Annotated in this window: 13 protein-coding genes; 7 read left to right on the top strand and 6 right to left on the bottom strand. The window is 68.4% G+C overall.

Annotation, left to right across the window (positions count from 1 at the left end; genetic code table 11):
• Positions 1-17: 17 nt before the first annotated feature.
• Positions 18-2,672: a LuxR C-terminal-related transcriptional regulator gene (locus tag AB0C30_RS06165; protein WP_357940169.1), complete on the top strand. Its 2,655-nt coding sequence runs from the start codon at positions 18-20 to the stop codon at positions 2,670-2,672.
• Between the two features lie 29 nt (positions 2,673-2,701).
• Here the strand turns inward: AB0C30_RS06165 and AB0C30_RS06160 are convergent, their stop codons facing one another.
• Both AB0C30_RS06160 and AB0C30_RS06155 read right to left on the bottom strand, forming a co-directional pair.
• A complete protein-coding gene (locus AB0C30_RS06160) occupies positions 2,702-3,181 on the bottom strand; it encodes a cupin domain-containing protein (protein WP_357940167.1) in 480 nt (159 codons plus the stop codon).
• Between the two features lie 707 nt (positions 3,182-3,888).
• A complete protein-coding gene (locus tag AB0C30_RS06155) occupies positions 3,889-4,779 on the bottom strand; it encodes a LysR family transcriptional regulator (protein WP_357940165.1) in 891 nt (296 codons plus the stop codon).
• Between the two features lie 75 nt (positions 4,780-4,854).
• Between AB0C30_RS06155 and AB0C30_RS06150 the strand changes: the two genes are divergently transcribed.
• The 3 genes from AB0C30_RS06150 to AB0C30_RS06140 are packed head-to-tail and all read left to right on the top strand — an operon-like array spanning position 4,855 to position 7,259.
• Positions 4,855-5,583 (top strand): SDR family NAD(P)-dependent oxidoreductase, encoded by a 729-nt coding sequence (locus AB0C30_RS06150; RefSeq protein WP_357940163.1) that lies wholly within the window; start codon positions 4,855-4,857, stop codon positions 5,581-5,583.
• A gap of 6 nt (positions 5,584-5,589) precedes the next feature.
• Positions 5,590-6,426, top strand: a complete 837-nt coding sequence (locus AB0C30_RS06145; protein ID WP_357940161.1) for an NAD(P)H-binding protein — start codon at positions 5,590-5,592, stop codon at positions 6,424-6,426.
• Positions 6,423-7,259, top strand: a complete 837-nt coding sequence (locus AB0C30_RS06140; protein ID WP_357940159.1) for an SDR family NAD(P)-dependent oxidoreductase — start codon at positions 6,423-6,425, stop codon at positions 7,257-7,259. Before AB0C30_RS06145 ends, AB0C30_RS06140 begins: the two co-directional genes overlap by 4 nt.
• Before the next feature lie 253 nt (positions 7,260-7,512).
• On the opposite strand, the gene AB0C30_RS06135 is transcribed toward AB0C30_RS06140, so the two are convergent.
• The 3 genes from AB0C30_RS06135 to AB0C30_RS06125 form a co-directional block, all read right to left on the bottom strand.
• Positions 7,513-10,350 (bottom strand): vitamin B12-dependent ribonucleotide reductase, encoded by a 2,838-nt coding sequence (locus tag AB0C30_RS06135; protein ID WP_357940157.1) that lies wholly within the window; start codon positions 10,348-10,350, stop codon positions 7,513-7,515.
• The gene (nrdR, locus tag AB0C30_RS06130) at positions 10,347-10,802 is read right to left on the bottom strand and encodes a transcriptional regulator NrdR (protein WP_214636146.1); all 456 of its coding nucleotides are present in this window, start codon (positions 10,800-10,802) and stop codon (positions 10,347-10,349) included. Before nrdR ends, AB0C30_RS06135 begins: the two co-directional genes overlap by 4 nt.
• Before the next feature lie 612 nt (positions 10,803-11,414).
• Positions 11,415-11,684 (bottom strand): LysM peptidoglycan-binding domain-containing protein, encoded by a 270-nt coding sequence (locus tag AB0C30_RS06125; protein ID WP_357940155.1) that lies wholly within the window; start codon positions 11,682-11,684, stop codon positions 11,415-11,417.
• Between the two features lie 1,381 nt (positions 11,685-13,065).
• Between AB0C30_RS06125 and AB0C30_RS06120 the strand changes: the two genes are divergently transcribed.
• The 3 genes from AB0C30_RS06120 to AB0C30_RS06110 all read left to right on the top strand — a co-directional run bounded on the left by AB0C30_RS06120 (position 13,066) and on the right by AB0C30_RS06110 (position 15,741).
• The gene (locus AB0C30_RS06120; RefSeq protein ID WP_357940153.1) at positions 13,066-13,320 is read left to right on the top strand and encodes a hypothetical protein; all 255 of its coding nucleotides are present in this window, start codon (positions 13,066-13,068) and stop codon (positions 13,318-13,320) included.
• A 28-nt stretch (positions 13,321-13,348) separates the two neighbouring features.
• Complete coding sequence (gene lexA / locus AB0C30_RS06115; protein WP_357940151.1) at positions 13,349-14,059, top strand: transcriptional repressor LexA; 711 nt, start codon at positions 13,349-13,351, stop codon at positions 14,057-14,059.
• 572 nt (positions 14,060-14,631) lie between these two features.
• Positions 14,632-15,741 carry an aminotransferase class I/II-fold pyridoxal phosphate-dependent enzyme gene (locus AB0C30_RS06110; RefSeq protein WP_357940149.1) on the top strand — a complete coding sequence of 370 codons (1,110 nt, stop codon included), beginning with the start codon at positions 14,632-14,634 and terminating at the stop codon, positions 15,739-15,741.
• 126 nt (positions 15,742-15,867) lie between these two features.
• On the opposite strand, the gene AB0C30_RS06105 is transcribed toward AB0C30_RS06110, so the two are convergent.
• On the bottom strand, positions 15,868-16,941 hold the full coding sequence (locus tag AB0C30_RS06105; RefSeq protein WP_357940147.1) for a hypothetical protein: 1,074 nt from the start codon (positions 16,939-16,941) through the stop codon (positions 15,868-15,870).
• Positions 16,942-17,144: the final 203 nt, after the last annotated feature.

The raw sequence follows: 17,144 nt of genomic DNA, 5'->3' as shown, positions 1-17,144 counted from the left end.
CATCCGGAAGGGACGACATGGCAGACAGCCATCCGCACGACGGACGCCCCGGGAACCTTTGGCCACTCGTCGGGCGCGCCGCCGCGCTGCGCACGGTCCTGTCAGCGGCGAGGCAGGCGGACGTCGGCGGCGTGGTGATCGTGGGACCGCCGGGAGTGGGCCGGACGCGCCTGGCCAAGGAGGCGGTCGCGCGGCTCGCGGCGGCGGGTCACCCGACTGCCTGGGCGACGGGGACCCGTGCCGCCGGGGCGATCCCCTTGGGATCATTGCTGCATCTCGCGCTCCCACACGACGCCGCGGAGCCCGTCACCGCGCACATCTTCGGCCAGATCGTGGAACGTTTCAGCGTTCCCACCGGGAAGCGGCCCGTGTTCGTCGTGGACGACACCCATCTGCTCGACGACGTCTCGGCCGCGCTGGTGTACCAGCTCGCCGTACACACAAGGACCTTCGTGCTGCTCACCGTACGGCAGGGGCACACGGCACCCGACGTGATGACGGCGTTATGGAAGGAAGGGGTGGCCCGCCGCGTCGAGCTGCGGCCGCTGAGCGACAGCGAGGTGGACACCCTGCTTGAGCGCGGCCTGGGCGGTCCGCTGGACGCCGTCACGCGGCACACGTTCCGTCGGCTGTCCGCCGGCAACCCGCTCGTGCTGCGCGAACTCGCGCAGTCCGCGCTGGAGGGATCCGCGCTGCTGCGCCGCGACGGCCTCTGGCATCTGAGTGGCGAGCTGCGGATAACCGGCCGGCTCGGTGATCTGATCGAGGCGCAGATGCAGGTCGACGATCCGGCCGTACTGGCCGTACTCGAGGTGCTCGCCTGTAAGGAGCCGCTCGGCCAGCCCGTGCTCGAGGAGCTCACCGGGCACTCCGCCGTGGTGCGGGCCGAACGGCAGGGGCTGGTGGTGGTCGAACCCTCCGGAGCGCGGCACCAGGCGCGCCTCACGATACCCGCGTACGGGGAGGTCATCCGGGCACGCATGCCACGCGCCCGAGCGCACGAGATCTGGGCGCGACTGGCCGGGTCCCTGGCCGCCTCGCCACGCCGTCGCGCGGACGACGCGTTCGAGCTGGTCATGTGGCGGCGCACCGCGGGCCTCGGCTCCTCCGGCCAGGAGTTGCTGGCCGCCGCCGAACGCGCCGCCGAACGGTTGGAGCTCGAGGTCGCCGAGCGGCTGGCCACTGCGGCCGGTGCCGCCGACGGCGGGGTGGACGCGAACCTGACCCTGGCCGAGGTGCTGGCGTTGCAGGGCCGCTTCGCCGACGCGGCCGGCGTACTCCCTGATCCGGGGGAATGCGACAACGAAGAACGCGCCGACCGGCGGGCGATAGTCAGGGAGAAGATCGAATACTGGCAGCACGAAGCCGCACCGGCCCAGGGGAACCCGACCGGCGAGCGGGCGGCGGAGGCAGTGCGGGCCTGGACGATGCTGATCGAGGGACACGTCGCGGGATCTCTCGCCATCGGTACGGCGCTGCTCACCCGGCCGGGACCCCGGCTGCCGGCGGAGGCGACGGCACGGGCGGCCACGGCGGTCGTGCTCGCCGCGGGTCTCATGGGAGACATCCGCCTCGTCGAACGAGCGAGCGCCACCGGTCTGGAGGTCGCCTCGCCGTGGACAGAGGCTCAGGTCGGCGCCGCCAGATGCGTCGCCCTGGCGCTCGCGGGCGCTCTCACCACCGCGGCCAAGGCCGTGGACCTCGCCTATCGAGAAGCCGTCGAGACGCGGCAGGCGGCACCCATGGTCGGCATGTGGGCGATCGTACGTGGCTTCGTGGCGAAGGCTCAGGGACGCGTGAAGCCGGCCCAGCAGGCGCTGCGCGAGGCGATCGTATTACTCGGCGAACACGATCCGCTGCGATTACCGGCTGTCTACCTGGCCGAGCTGGCCGGCGCGTACGCGATGGCGGGAGACACCGTCCAGGCGGACGCGTGGCTCTGCCGAACGGACGCCAGCCCCCCACCACGAGGTGCGCTCTTCGACGCCTGGATCGAGCGCGACCGCGCCTGGGTCGCCGCCGCCGCGCTCGATCTCTCCAGCGCCGCCGGCCACGCCCTCGGGGCCGCGAAGACCGCGGGCAAGGCCGGAGTGCCGATGATCGAGGCCCTGGCGTTGTTCGACGCCGCGCGGTTCGGCGCCGCGAAAGAGGTGTGCGACAGGCTGCACCAACTCGCCAGGAACACCGCCGCACCCGCGACGGCGGCCTTCGCCACGATGGCCACCGCGCTGGCCACGGACGACGCCCACCTGCTCGCGGAGGCGGCCGAGCGGCTCCATCGCCTCGGCCACCTGCTGCCCGCAGCGGAGGCGGCCGCGACAGCCCACCGGCTGCATGCCGGGGCGCGCCGGCGTACGGCGGCCAAGGCCGCGCTCGTGTTCGCCCGTGAGCTGCTCACCGAGTGCGACGGCGCCCGCACACCGCTGACGGACCTGACGGGGACTCTCGATGTGTCGTTGACTCCTCGAGAGCTGCAGGTGGCGAAGCTGACCGCGGCGGGATTGCCCAGCCGCGCCGTCGCCGACCGCCTCGGCCTCTCGCTCCGAACCGTCAACAACCATCTGGGCCGGGTGTACGCCAAGCTCGGGGTGTCCGGGCGCGACGCACTCGCGCAGGTGCTGGGCCAGCCGGACGCCGAGGACGAGGATCTCCCCCAGGGTGACACCTGCTGAATGCGGGCCTGTTGTCGGGCTCGTCGAATTCATAGCCAGTACGTGTCGTGCTCGCGGAAGAACTCCGCCCTCTCCTCCTCGCTCTTGCCCGCCAGGGTCAGCAGCCCCTCGAAGTAGCCCTCTCGTGGCGCGCCCGGCGCGAAATGCAGCAGCATCGACGCCGGCGCCCCCGACTCATTACGAAAGGCGTGTACGCCACCCTCCGGGACATGCACGTAATCGCCCGGCGTCGTGTCGATCCAGCGCCGCCCGTCGTAGATACGCACGCTGCCGGACAGGATGTAGAACGACTCGGAGATCGACCGATGGAAGTGCGCCGCGGGGCCACTGGGCTCCGGTCCCATTTCCCAGCGGTACAGCCCGAACTGTCCGTTGGTCGACGCGCCGGTCGCCAGGTAGTGCACCGTGTTACCGCTCGGGTAGATCAGCTCCGGCACGGCATCCGGGCGCCGGTACGTCGCGCTCAGCTCGCCGGCGTCACCGTCATAGGTCGGTGGTGGATAGGTCATGGCGCATCGAAGCCTCTCTCTGATGAGTGCGGTATTCCGTGATCAGTACAGCCAGATGGCGTTGCGACGGTGTCGCGCCGGGTGGACTTCAAGATCATCGATGGCCAGGGAGTCACCGCTTGTGGCGTTGATCATCTGACGGATGGCTTCGAGCCTGAGACGCAGGCGTTGGCGTGCCCGGCGCTCCTCGATGTCGGCCCACTCTGATACCCACCGATCTCGGAGATCGGCCCTGGCCCAGGAGTAGACGTCGACCTTGTGGCGGAGGGACATCGGACGTGGCCGACGACCGGCCTGCCGTGCCTGTCGCAGGCATGCGGCACTGTAACGGAGATCAACTATCGCCACCGATCGCCATGGGGCTCCCCCGCCGTGAACCGGACGAGCGATGTGATGGGCAGTGCGGGACATGAGGCTCCCTGGGTAGCACCGCCAGGTATTTCCTGGCGCGCTACTTGAAGCCGGTCGGTCCCGTTGATCGCTGTTGAGCCATGGCCGGACCATAGCATCGTGGGCGGTCAGGTACTCGGCCCGAGTCGTTGGTGCGACGGGTCAGCAGGTTCCCGCCGCCCGCCCGAACTCGTCGAGAGGGATCTGGAACCAAGTCCAGATCCTTGACCACGTGCACGCCCAGGATCTTGCCGGGGATCGGGCCTGGGTGCTCGGCCGGCGCCGTCGGCACCCTCCGACGCGACGGCGGCCTCTGATCACAACACGATCGGCCCGAGGTCGGCGGCGGTCTGGGCCAGCGCCCGGATGATGGGACTGTCGGCGGTGGTGCGCCACGTCATGGCCCACTGGAGAACGGGCGCGTCGGGCATGGGCAAGAAGACCATCCCCGGAGGGCTGCCATAGCGGGCAGCGATCTCGCCGATCGGCTGGACGCACCGCCCGGAAGAGACCAGGGAGACGATCTCGTGGAAGGTCCGCGCGATCGGCCCGCGCGGAATCCGGCGCCCCGACGGTGTGCGCATCGGAATCATGGACGCCACCCAATACTCGGGAGCGTCCGCCCCGAAGTCGATGACGTGGTTGTCGGCCAGGTCCTCCAGGGTCGCGTGACCGCGCTCGACCAGCGGATGGTCGGCCGCCACCGCCAGCACGCGGCGCCCGGTGTACAGGACGGGTCCGACGGTGAGGTCCGCTTCGATGACGGGCAGCCACAGCACGTTCACATCGTGGTCTCCGCTACGTACGGCCTTGAACGGGTCGACGCCGTTGACCTCGCCGAACTGGACGTCAACGCCAGGATGACGGGCGCGGAACGCAGCGATGAGGGGTTCGAGAACATGTCCGGCGTAACCGAAGACGCCCACACGTAGGCTCAGCCCCGCGCCCAGCCCCGCGGCCTCGGCGCGCGCGAGCCCTGCGCGGAGGAGGTCGAGGGCCTGCTGCAGGTCCTCAACGAGGCGCCTGCCGACCGAGGTCAGGGCCACGCGCCTGCTGGTGCGGTCGAACAATGCCACGCCCAGGCGCCGTTCCTGTTTGCTGATGGCCTGGCTGACCCGGGCCTGGGAAACGTGGAGTCGTTCGGCGGTGCGGCCGAAGTGGAGCTCTTCAGCCAGCGTCAAGAAGATCTCGATATCCCTTAGCTCCACAAATAATCCCTATGTTATTGATCGCCCAATGAAGCTTACATTGTTCCGCCTTTGACCTGGCTCGATGCTGGATCCATGACGAAAGCACTTATCACCGGAGCCAACAAGGGCCTCGGCCTGGAAGCCGCCCGGCGGCTCGGCGAGCAGGGTTGGACGGTCTTCCTCGGCTCGCGCGATGAGGGTCGTGGACGGACAGCGGCCGAGAAGCTGGCCATCGATGGCGTGAACGTGGTCCTGGTCCCGCTCGACGTGACCTGCGACGCATCGGTGGCGGACGCCGTCCGGCTCGTCAGCGAGCACACCGACCGGTTGGACGTCCTGATCAACAACGCGGGTGCGCCCGGCAAGGCGGCCAAGCCCGCCGACACCACGATCGAGGAGATCCATTCCGTCTATGACACCAACGTGTACGGGCCCATCAGGGTCACCAACGCCTTCCTCCCCCTGCTACGGGCGTCGGACAATCCGCGGGTGGTCATGGTGTCCAGCGCCATCGGCTCTTTCGCGGTGCAGAGCGACCCGGCGCAACCAGGGACACAGCTCCACGAGCTCGCCTACAGCTCATCCAAGGCGGCCCTGAACATGGTCACTCTCAGATACGCCCAGGCGCATCCTGACATCAAGTTCAACGCCCTCACCCCGGGCGAGGTCGCCAACCACAAGTTCGCCGCCACCGATATGAACAATCACATGGGCCAGTTGACCGTCACCGAGGGCACCGACCCGTTCATCCGGCTCGCGACGCTGGGCGCTGACGGGCCGACCGGGATCTTCATCGACCGCCTCGGCGTCGTGGGCTGGTGACCAGCCATGATCCTGCTCACCGGAGCCAACGGCGTCGTCGGCCGCTCCGTGATGAACTTGCTGCTCCAGGAGGGCGCGACCGTCGCCGCCACCACGCGCGGGGCCCTGCTCCCCGACGACGTGCGGCCCGTCAGCGGCGACCTGTTCCACCCCCAGTGGATCGAGGCCGAGTTGGAGGGTGTGGAAGCGATCCAGATCAGCCCGCGCGCCACCGGCCCCGGCCTCGGCGAACTGCTGAGGCTCGCGGTCGAGCGGGGTGTACGGCGAGCGGTGCTCCTGTCGGCCACCACTGTGCAGTATCCGGCGGGTGAGGCCCGCTTCGCCGCCCAGTTCAAGCTCGCCGAGGACCTCGTCACCGGTTCCGGCCTGGACTGGACCATCCTGCGCCTGGCCGACTTCGCCGCCAACGCCTTGGCCTGGGCTCCGCAGCTGCGGGACGGTGACGTGGTGCGCGGCGCCTATGGCCACGCCGTCACCTCCCCGATCCACGAATCCGACATCGCCGCGGTAGCCGTACAGGCTCTGCGTGGCCTCCATGCCGGCGCTGTCCACACGTTGACCGGCCCGCAGTCACTGAACCAGTTCGAGAAGGTGCGTCTGCTCGGCGCCGCTCTCGGCCGGGAGCTGTCCTTCGTCGAGCTCCCCGCCGGGCAGGTACGGCGGGCGATGCTCGCCCAGGGCCTGCCAGAGGAGGTCCCCGCCCGCCTGCTGGGCTCACTGGCTGACTATGCCGACCGCCCCGGCCCCACCACCACGACCGTCGACGATCTGCTCGGCCGGTCGGCGCTCACCTTCGCCGACTGGGCCCGCGACAACGCAGCTGCCTTTGGAGAGACCTCATGAGCAAGATTTGGTTCATCACCGGTTCCTCCCGCGGCCTGGGCCGTGAATTCGTCGAGGCCGCTCTGTCCCGGGGCGACCAGGTGGTCGCGACCGCCCGAAGCATCGCGGGCTTCGATGACCTGATCACCACCTACGGCGATGCGCTGCTTCCGCTGGAGCTCGACGTCACCGATCGGGCCGCCGTCTTCGAGAGCGTCAAGCGGGCACATGCGCACTTCGGGCGGCTCGACGTCATCGTGAACAACGCCGGTTACGCCCAGATCGGCGCGGTCGAAGAACTGACCGAGCAGCAGCTGCGCAACCAGATGGAGACGAACCTGTTCGGCGCCGTCTGGGTCGTCCAGGCCGCTCTGCCCTACCTTCGCGAACAGGGCTCAGGGCACATCATCCAGCTCTCCTCGGCCGCCGGGGTCATCGCCATGCCGCTCGGCGGGGCCTACCACGCGTCCAAGTGGGCCCTTGAGGGATTGAACGAGGCCCTCGCCGGCGAAGTCGCCGAATTCGGGATCAAGGTGACCATTATCGAGCCCGGCGGCTTCGCGACCCGGGCCGGTAAGAATCCTGACCCGCTCAACAACGGTTTCGTGGCTCAGCCTGATCCGGCTTATACGGAGCTCCGTCAACGACTCGGCGCTATGGCCGGAAAGCAACCGGCCGGCGACCCTGCCGCCGCCGCCCAGGCGCTCCTCAAACTGGTCGATTCCGAGAAGCCGCCGCTGCGCGTCATGTTCGGGGTGGGCTTCTATCCGATGCTCCAGCAGGCTTATGCCGACAGGCTCAAGACTTGGGCCGACTGGCAGGAGCTCTCGCTTGAGGCACAGGGAAATCCCTGAGCTCGTCGAAGGGGGCCATGAACGATTTCCTGACCCCTTCTTCAGCACCCTCACCTCACTCCGAGTCGCTCGCGTTGCGACCCGGAAGCTGAGGTCATGCAGGTTCTGACACGAGCAGGAACATCAGCTTCCTGATCACGCCGAGCGCCTGGCCTTACACAAGGCCAGGCGCTCGCCATATCAGCCGCCATACCGACGACCAACACGGAACCAGCTGAGCGCTTGCCCAGTTGTCACATCCGCCGCGACTCTTCTAGCTGCAGCCGCTGGTCGAGCCGCAGCCCTCGCAGACGTAGCAGCTGCCCGCCGGGCGCATCTTGGTGCCGCAGGTCATGCAGAGCGGGGCGTCGGCGGTGATGCGCTGGTGGTTCTCCAGCGTGAACTCCTGCACCGGCTCCGGCTTCGCCTCCTGCTCGGCCTCCTGCTTCGCCTCGATCGGCGCCGACTGGGCGAGCGCCTCACGGTCGACCGCCTCCTGGAGCGCGGCCGGGTCCTCACCGCGCTGCTGCGCGGCGCGCTCGGCCGCCGAGAAGATGCCCAGCGCCGCCCGCTCGTCGTAGGGCAGGTGGTCGAGGGCCAGGCGGCGGAAGATGTAGTCCATCACCGAGGTGGCCATCCGGATGTCGGGGTCGTCCGTCATCCCGGCGGGCTCGAAGCGCATGTTGACGAACTTGCTCATGTACGTCTCGAGCGGCACGCCGTACTGGAGCCCTATCGAGATCGCCACCGAGAAGGCGTCCATGACGCCCGCCAGCGTCGAACCCTGCTTGGACATCTTCAGGAAGACCTCGCCGAGCCCATCGTCGGGGTAGGACGAGGCGGTCATGTAGCCCTTGGCGCCGCCGACCGTGAAGCGGGTGGTCATGCTCGGCCGCTGGTTGGGCATCCGGCGCCTGGTGGGCCGGTTGACCTCGATGACCCTGACCTCAGGCTCGGCGACCTCGGCCGCCTTGTCGGCCTTCTCGGCTTCCTTCTTGCTGCCGCCGGCCGACAGCGGCTGGCCGACCTTGCAGTTGTCGCGGTAGACCGCCAGCGCCTTGAGGCCGAGCTTCCAGCCCTCCATGTAGACCTGCTCGATGTCGTCGATCGTGGCCGACTCCGGCAGGTTGACCGTCTTGGAGATCGCGCCGGACAGGAACGGCTGCGCGGCGGCCATCATGCGGACGTGACCCATCGGGGCGATGGCCCGCTCGCCCATCGCGCAGTCGAACACCTCGTAGTGCTCCCTGCGCAGGCCGGGGGCGTCGACGACGTGGCCGTGCTCGGCGATGTACTCGACGATGGCCTCGATCTGCTCCTGCTGGTAGTTGAGCTGCTTGAGGGCGCGCGGGATCGTCTGGTTGACGATCTGCATAGAGCCGCCGCCGACGAGCTTCTTGAACTTGACCAGCGCCAGGTCGGGCTCGATGCCGGTGGTGTCGCAGTCCATCATCAGGCCGATGGTGCCGGTGGGCGCGAGCAGGCTGGCCTGCGCGTTGCGGTAGCCGTTCTTCTCGCCGACCTTGAGGCACTCCGACCACTGACGGGACGCCTCGGCGTGGATCTTGGCGTCCATCGAGCCGACCGTGCGCAGGTCGTCGTTGGCGGCGGCGTGCTTGCGCATGATCCGCTTGTGCGGCTCGGCGTTGCGGGCATAGCCGTCGTACGGGCCGACGACCCCGGCCAGCTCGGCGCTGCGCCGGTAGGACACACCGGTCATCAGCGACGTGATCGCCCCGGCGACCGCGCGGCCGCCGTCGGAGTCGTACGCGTGGCCGGTGGCCATGAGCAGCGCGCCCAGGTTCGCGTAGCCGATGCCGAGCTGGCGGTAGGCGCGGGTGGTCTCGCCGATCTTCTCGGTCGGGAAGTCGGCGAACGTGATCGACACGTCCATGGCCGTGATGATCAGCTCGGTCAGCTTGACGAAGTTCGCGACGTCGAAGGTGTCGTCGTCCTTCAGGAACTTCAGCAGGTTGATGCTGGCCAGGTTGCAGGAGGAGTTGTCGAGGTGGACGTACTCGCTGCAGGGGTTGCTGGCGGTGATGCGCCCGGTCTCCGGGGTGGTGTGCCAGTCGTTGATCGTGTCGTCGTACTGGACGCCGGGGTCGGCGCACTCCCAGGCGGCCTTGGCCATCTTGCGGAACAGCTCCCGCGCGTCGACCTTCTCGATCACCTCGCCGGTCAGGCGGCCGCGCAGGGCGAAGTCGTCACCCTTCTCGACCGCGTGCATGAACTCCTCGGAGACGCGCACCGAGTTGTTGGCGTTCTGGTATTGGACCGAGACGATGTCCTTGCCGCCCAGGTCCATGTCGAACCCGGCGTCGCGCAGCGCGCGGACCTTGTCCTCCTCGCGGGCCTTGGTCTCGACGAACTCCACGATGTCGGGGTGGTCGACGTCGAGCACGACCATCTTGGCCGCCCGGCGGGTGGCGCCGCCGGACTTGATGGTGCCCGCGCTCGCGTCGGCGCCGCGCATGAACGAGACCGGCCCGCTGGCCGTACCGCCGCTGGACAGGAGCTCCTTCGAGGAGCGGATGCGGGACAGGTTGACCCCCGAGCCCGAGCCGCCCTTGAAGATCACGCCCTCTTCCTTGTACCAGTCGAGGATCGACTCCATCGTGTCGTCCACGGCCAAGATGAAGCAGGCGCTCACCTGCTGCGGGCTCGCGGTGCCCACGTTGAACCACACCGGCGAGTTGAACGCGAACACCTGGTGCGTCAGCGCGTGCTTCAACTCATGGTCGAAGATCTCGGCATCCTCGTCGGTGGCGAAGTAGCCGTGCTCCACCGCGGTCTTGGTGTAGACGCCGACGACCCGGTCGACCAGCTGCTTCAGGCTCCACTCGCGCTGCGGGGTGCCCACGGCGCCGCGGAAGTATTTGGTCGTGACGATGTTGGCGGCGTTGACCGACCAGAATTCGGGAAACTCGACGCCCCGCTGCTCGAAATTGATCGAGCCGTCGCGCCAATTGGTCATGACGACGTCGCGGCGCTCCCACTTGATGTCGTCATATGGGTGCACACCGGGCTTGGTGAAGATGCGCTTCATCTTGAGCCCTTTACGCGGACGCTTACCTCCGCGCGCGACTGAACCGCTGGCCGTCTCCGTCATGACTCCCCCTTCTCCGCCTTCAACTGTTCGATCTCGGCCTCGAAGTCCGCCAGGCTCTCGAAACCGCGATATACCGATGCGAATCGCAAGTAGGCCACCTCGTCCAACTCCCGCAACGGGCCCAGGATCGCCAGCCCCACCTCGTTGGAGGGGAGCTCAGCGGCACCCTTGGCCCGGATGGCCTCCTCGACGCGCTGGCCCAATTGAGCCAGCGAATCCTCGCTCACCGGCCTGCCCTGGCAGGCCCGTCGCACGCCCGCGACGACCTTGTCCCGCGAAAACGGCTCCGTTACTCCGCTGCGCTTGCTCACCATCAGCAGTACGGTCTCCTGCGTGGTGAACCGGCGCCCGCATTCCGGACAGGTACGGCGGCGCCGAATGGCCGCGCCGTCCTCTGTCGAGCGGCTGTCGATGACCCGCGTGTCGGGATGACGACAGAACGGACAGTGCACGTTTGCTCGCCCTCCTCGACCGTGTGGTCACCACAGGCGTAAAGCACTCTTCTGCGTACGCTCGCGCACGCCCCACGGCTCGCCATGGTGCGGTCAGAGAAACACAATTTGTGGTGAACTACATCGGTGTAACTACTAGATGTTGTGGTCCAACCGTAGAAGCGAGCGACCATGAACGCAAGTTGGACGGGGGCTTGCCGCCGAAGTCGCTGATCAGCGCAGCCGCCTTGGTCCGGCTCGGGCGTGTCGTCGTCAACGCCGGCCGGTGGGGGTGTGTTCCTCGCCTCGCTGGTCACGTTGGTTGGCCGGTCTCACGTGGGTGAACACGGCTCACAGGCATCTCGTACGGCACATCCGTACGCGCTCGTCTCCGCGCTTCGGGTTGGGGACGGACCGTATCGCTCACCGGTGGAGGACGGACTGTACGGCTATACGGCCACCGGTCGGGACGGACCGTTTCGGGACTAAACGCCACGCAACGGAACGGCACCACCCGACACGGAACGACATCACAGAGCATCACACGGTTACGGCACTGACACCGGGCGGCGCGGCACGGCACGGGATCGCACGGCGCGGCGCGGCACGGCACCGATTAGGGGTATTCGGGGCTTACGGCACGGCGTGGGCGCTCGGGACGTACAGGCGGCTGCCGGGGCGGATGAGCGAGCTGGGCAGGCCGTTCAGCCGCTTGATCTCGGTCACGACCGCTCCGGGGTCGCCCTCGTCGGGAGCCATCGCGTCGGCGATCGTCCAGAGCGTGTCCCCCTCGTGGACGGTCACCCAGGGCAGACCCGCGTGACTCGGTACGGCGGGTGCCGCGGACGCCTGGCTGACCGCGCGGGTGCCGAGCCAGAAACCGCCCAGGGACAGCAAAGCCATGGCCATCACCAGTACGGCCCGCCCCCGTCGCGTGAGCCGTACGGGAGGATTACGCCGCCCCCGTCGAGTGACGCCGGCCTGCCTCCTGGAGAGGCGGGTCCGATCAGCGGGCAGGCCGCCCTTACGCCGGGGACGGCGTGCGTACGAGCCCGTCACCTCACGGGCCCGGCCACCGGAACGACCAGCCGTTTCCCGAGCCCGACCCCCGACACGCCCACCGACACCCCGAGACCGCACACCGGACCGACCACCCGCCCGACGCGCCCGCCCCTCCGAGGGGACCACAGCCTCCCCAGACCGAAGCTCGGACCGGCCACCAGATTCCTGAGACCGGCCTTCGGACCGGCCACCCACCCGACGCGACCGCCCCTCCGACCGGACCGCAGCCTCCCCAGACCGAAGCTCGGACCGGCCCTCCGCCTCACGAGACCGACCCTCGGACCGGCCACTCTTTTCACTGGACCGGCCCCCGGGCCGGCTTCCTGCCTCACCGGGCCGAACGCCCGCATCGCGCAGAGGTCCCTCCGCGCGGCCGTCGCTCGCCCGAAGCGACGAATTCCCGGACTCCACCGATCGCCGCCCAACTTCCGCTGAGCCTGCGGGCTCCACTGGGCGCCCGGTCGTGTCCGTGGGTCGCACACTTCCATCAGGCGGCGGCGTGTCGTCGGCGTCAGGGCGCGGCGCGGGCACCAGCCACAGGAGCGGTCTCCCCTGTGCCGCAGCCCGACGACTGAGAGGCCCTCTGCCAGCCGATCCGCCTCCGGCACGTACTCTGCCGCCCCCCGGACGGCCACCGCTGCCGTATTCGGGACGCCCCCCGCCCCCGCGTACAGGCCGTGTACCGCCTTCCCTGCCGAAACGGCCTCCGTCTCCACTCTCGCGAATGCTCCCGCCCCCAGCCCGCAGACGACCCGCACTCCCACTTCCGGAGCGAGCCCCGCCCGCTACCCCAAGACGGCCTTCTGGTCCCGGGGCAGCGGACCCCGGACCGCCGGATCCCGAACCGGCCGATCGCGGATCGGCGGAGCCCGAAGCGACAGATCCCGGACCGCCAGACCCCGAACTGCCAGACCCCAAACCGGCCGACCCCAAACCGGCCGATCCCGACTCGACGAGCCCCGGACCAACAGACCCCGAACCGCCAGACGTCAGTCCAACAGACCCTGGGCCGACCGACGCCGAACCGCCAGACCCCGGAGTGGCCGATCCCGAACCGCCAGACCCCGGAGCCCGGTTGTCAGAGTTGTCACGGGTATGCGGGCGTTCGCAATCTGGCCGGATGGCGGAATCGCCGCCCCGAGAACCGTCCCCCCGGTCGTCACCCGTGTTTCCGCCCCCTGCCACCGGTCGCCGGGTGGCGTCTGCCAGGAGGGTGAGTCGCTTGACGTCGTCGCTGGTCGCATCTGTGATGGTGGTCGTTCGCATGTGTGACCTCCCAGCCGCCCCGGCCCGAAAAAAAGACCCAATAAAGATCGGCAAATCGAACACGGTGTCGATCGAACTCCCGTACGATGTTGTACACCACGCTGCCAACAATTTCGAGGAAGACTCGAACAATTGTTTGAAGATGATCTTCAACAGCGATACGGTCGCTGTGTGCGACACGAAGACCACGGACCGGGAGATTCGCCGGTGAGGCGGGCCGCCGGGCGAGGAGGCAGATCATGAGCGATCGGGATGACACCAACGGGGTCAGTGACCTCGCGGTGCGTCGGCGTGACTCCCTGGGCCTGACGCCCAGGCAACGCAAGATCCTCGAGGTGATTCGCGACTCGGTCCAACAGCGGGGCTACCCGCCGTCCATGCGCGAGATCGGCGAGGCCGTGCAACTGACCAGCACGTCCAGCGTGTCGCACCAGCTGACGGCGTTGCAGCGCAAGGGCTACCTGAGACGCGACCCCCACCGGCCGCGTGCGCTCGAGGTGCGTCTGCCCGGCGAGCCCGTGCTCTGGGTCGATCCCGACGCCGCCAACGAGTCCGACTCTCCGGTGAGCAGGCCCACGGCCGCCTACGTGCCGCTGGTCGGCCGGATCGCCGCAGGTGGGCCGATCCTCGCCGAGGAGAGCGTCGAAGACGTCTTCGCCCTGCCCAAGCAACTGGTCGGTGAAGGCACCCTCTTCCTCCTGCAGGTCGCCGGTGATTCGATGATCGACGCCGCCATCGCCGACGGCGACTGGGTCGTCGTCCGCCAGCAGCCGGTCGCGGAGAGCGGTGACATCGTGGCGGCCATGATCGAGGGCGAGGCTACGGTGAAGACGTTCAAGCGCAAGGACGGCCACGTCTGGCTGGTGCCGCACAACGCCAACTACGACCCGATCCCCGGCGACGAAGCCAGCGTCCTGGGCAAGGTCGTGGCGGTCCTCCGCCGCCTCTGACTCCACGCAGGTTTCCGGGCGCATGACAGGGTCATGCGCCCGGAACACCATACGTGTGTCTTACGAGTGGCCACGACCATACGGGTGGCTGATGGGTGGCCGTGGACCGTATCGGGTGGCTACTGGGCATCTCCTGTACGGGCGTCTAATGGGTACGGATCGTACAGACGGCTAGCGGGTATCGACCGTGCGGGTGCCCAATGGGCATCAGTCGCGCGGATGGCTGATGGATATGGCAGGAAGGCACCACTCCTGTGATCCACGAGTGGTTGGTGCTGTTTCGCCACCAGCCACCTTGTGGGCCTGCCATCGACGGGTCTTCGAGCATTTCGGCGCGAACGGACCGATCGTCTGATCGGCCATATGGGCCGACGATGAGATGGGCTGATCAGTGAGCCGGGCTGATCGTGGGACCGGCTGGCCGACGTGAGACAGGTTGGCCGCAGGACCGGGCCGACCGTGAGACGAGATGGCCGTGAGACAGGGTCGGCCGCAAGGCCAGGGGTGGCCGTAAGACCGGGCTGATCGTGAGACGGGGTGGCCAGGATCAAGGTGGTTTTTAGAATGGCCGGGTGACCTACACAAAGCGGGCAGAAGACCTCAAGGCAACACACGACGGATTCAAGTGGGCCAAAGCCGCTCCCGGCGTCATCCCCGCCTGGATCGCCGACATGGACCTCCCCACCGCCCCCGAAGTCGTCAACGCCCTTCAACGGCGGGCCCACGGTGACCTCGGCTACCCCACCTGGCTGGACAGTCCCCGCTGTGGTCCCCTGGCTGAGGCGTTCGTTGAGCGGATGGCCGGTCGGTACGGCTGGGAGCCGGAGCTTGAGTATGTGCGGAGTTATTCCGACATCAACCAAGCGCTCCAAGTGCTCCTCCACGTATGGACCCGCACAGGCGACGGCGTGGCCGTGCATACCCCCGCCTATCCCCCGTTCCTCGGCACGCTGGAGACCATGAACCGGCCGCTGCATCCCCTCCAGCTGATCGCCGACGGGGACTCGTGGCGGTTTGAGGTGCCTGATCTGTCCCGGTGCAAGGTGCTGCTGCTGGTCAACCCGCACAATCCCACGGGCCGGGTCTTCACCCGCGAGGAGCTGACCGAGCTGGCGGAGCACGTCGAGCGTCATGACCTGCTCGTCATCTCCGACGAGATCCACGCCGACCTCGCGTACGCCCCCAACCAGCACATCCCGTTCGCCACCATCCTGCCGGAGCGGACCGTCACGCTCACCTCTGCCACCAAGGCGTTCAATCTTGGCGGCATTCGGTGCTCGGTCGCCCACATCGGCTCGCCGGATCTGCGTAAGGCTCTGGACGCGCAGCCGCCCTTCGTGTTCGGCTCCGCCAATCTGTTCGGGGTAGAGGCGACGGTGGCGGCCTGGCGGCACGGCGACGCCTGGCTTGAGGAGACCCGTGCCCTGTTGGACAGGAATCGCCGGACGATCGCCGACCGGCTGCCTGAGGAGGTCGGCTACCGCATCCCGGAGGCCACTTACCTGGCCTGGCTCGACTACGGCCGCCCAGGCGTACAGGAAGCGCTCGAACGTGACGCGAAAGTCATGCTGAGCGATGGCGCCACGTTCGGGCCCGGCGGCGCGCACTGCGTGCGGCTGAACTTCGCCACCACCGAGCCGATCCTGGCTGAGATCCTGGACCGCATCACACAGACCGGATGACCATCATCATCAACCGGCCTGTGGCCTCACCCCGCCGGGCGGCAGTCCAGGACGACCCGCATGACCACGGACCCCCAATGACCGCAGGCCCGCATGACCGCATGACCGCATGACCGCAAGGGAAGGTCAGAAGCGAGGGAAGTCCGTCTCCTCGACCCCCGGCGGCCCGGCGCCCACCGAGTCCTTCTTCAAGGACTCTCCCGCCAGGTACTCCAGCCGCGCGGTGATAGCCCCCTGAATCAGTACAAGGGCGAGGGACAACCGCCACCCCACCGTGATGGTCGCCAGCCGGGCGGCCGGGTTGACGGCCGCGACCAGGCGCAGCGCCGCGATCACCCCCAGCTCACCCATGGTCGTCCAGAACGCGTACGAGTGCAGCCGGTTCAGCTGCTTCACCGCGTCCTGCAACCCGACAGCCCGGCCGGCGGCGTAGTCGGCGAGCTGGACACCCGCGGTGACGAAGTCTCGTAGCTTCTGGTCGGCCACGTCCTTGGCGCCACCGTGCCATGCTGCCGCCAGTGCCTCCAGCTTCATCGGGTCCCCGGCCCCGAAGATCTCGCCCAGGGAGTTGGCGGCGTGGCGCCAGGCCGCGATGGCCTCGTCGACCTTGTCGTCGTTCCAGGTCACGGTGGCCAGCCAGAGCATGAGCCCGGTCCCTGCCGTGATCGACATCGTGGCGGCGACCTTGAGCATGGACAGCGTGCGCTGGCTCAGGTTCGCCATCTTCGCCGCCTCGGCCGACAGGTTCGCGACCCCGGCGGCCGAGCCGCGCTGGAGGTAGGAGGAGGCCTCCGCCAGCCGGATGAGGGTCACGCCCGTGGTACCGAGCGACGTGAGGCCATATCCCAGGCCGTTCCGGACTTCCGACTCCGGCGTAGGGGCCTTCCCGCGTACGAGAGGCTGCCGGTCGCGGCCAACGGCGAGGACCGCGCGCATGACGTCGTTGGAGGCCCGCACGTACCCGTCGGCGGTGAGCTTCATATTGTGCGAGATGCCCTCGGCCGACTCCGCGCCGCGCCGCGCCCGGCTGTTGAACTCGTCGCCGGCCTGGTTGTGGCGTTCTCTCGCCGCACCGCCCGCGATGCCGAACGTCCCCAGGGGGAGCCCTGGAACGGTGAGCTTTTCCAGGGCCTTCCTGATGTCCCGGGCATTCAGTCCGGTTTCCCGGATACCGCTCTGACGATAGGCGAGAGGCTCCACCGCCTTACCTCTGAAAGAGGGAGTCAGCGGCCACGCCCTTGAGCGACAGCCCAAGGCGATACGTAAGGGACTTCATAGGATCAAGCCTGCCTACAGGATCCGCTCCGATCGTCATCGGAGCGGATCCCGTGATGAGTCCGTTATGTCGCGAGGTTACGTCGCGCGGTTATGTCGCGAGAGGCGGCAGGTCCGCGACGGAGAGG

The organism is Nonomuraea sp. NPDC048901 (assembly GCF_040649695.1).
Classification (GTDB): Bacteria; Actinomycetota; Actinomycetes; order Streptosporangiales; family Streptosporangiaceae; genus Nonomuraea.
This window is presented reverse-complemented; position numbering and strand designations above follow the sequence as displayed.

Coding starts and splice junctions, on each gene's coding strand:
- AB0C30_RS06150 (WP_357940163.1), top strand. CDS start 4,855: ATGACGAAAGCACTTATCACCGGAGCCAACAAGGGCCTCGGCCTGGAA.
- AB0C30_RS06145 (WP_357940161.1), top strand. CDS start 5,590: ATGATCCTGCTCACCGGAGCCAACGGCGTCGTCGGCCGCTCCGTGATG.
- lexA (WP_357940151.1), top strand. CDS start 13,349: ATGAGCGATCGGGATGACACCAACGGGGTCAGTGACCTCGCGGTGCGT.
- AB0C30_RS06125 (WP_357940155.1), bottom strand. CDS start 11,684: ATGGCTTTGCTGTCCCTGGGCGGTTTCTGGCTCGGCACCCGCGCGGTC.
- AB0C30_RS06140 (WP_357940159.1), top strand. CDS start 6,423: ATGAGCAAGATTTGGTTCATCACCGGTTCCTCCCGCGGCCTGGGCCGT.
- AB0C30_RS06160 (WP_357940167.1), bottom strand. CDS start 3,181: ATGACCTATCCACCACCGACCTATGACGGTGACGCCGGCGAGCTGAGC.
- AB0C30_RS06165 (WP_357940169.1), top strand. CDS start 18: ATGGCAGACAGCCATCCGCACGACGGACGCCCCGGGAACCTTTGGCCA.
- AB0C30_RS06135 (WP_357940157.1), bottom strand. CDS start 10,350: ATGACGGAGACGGCCAGCGGTTCAGTCGCGCGCGGAGGTAAGCGTCCG.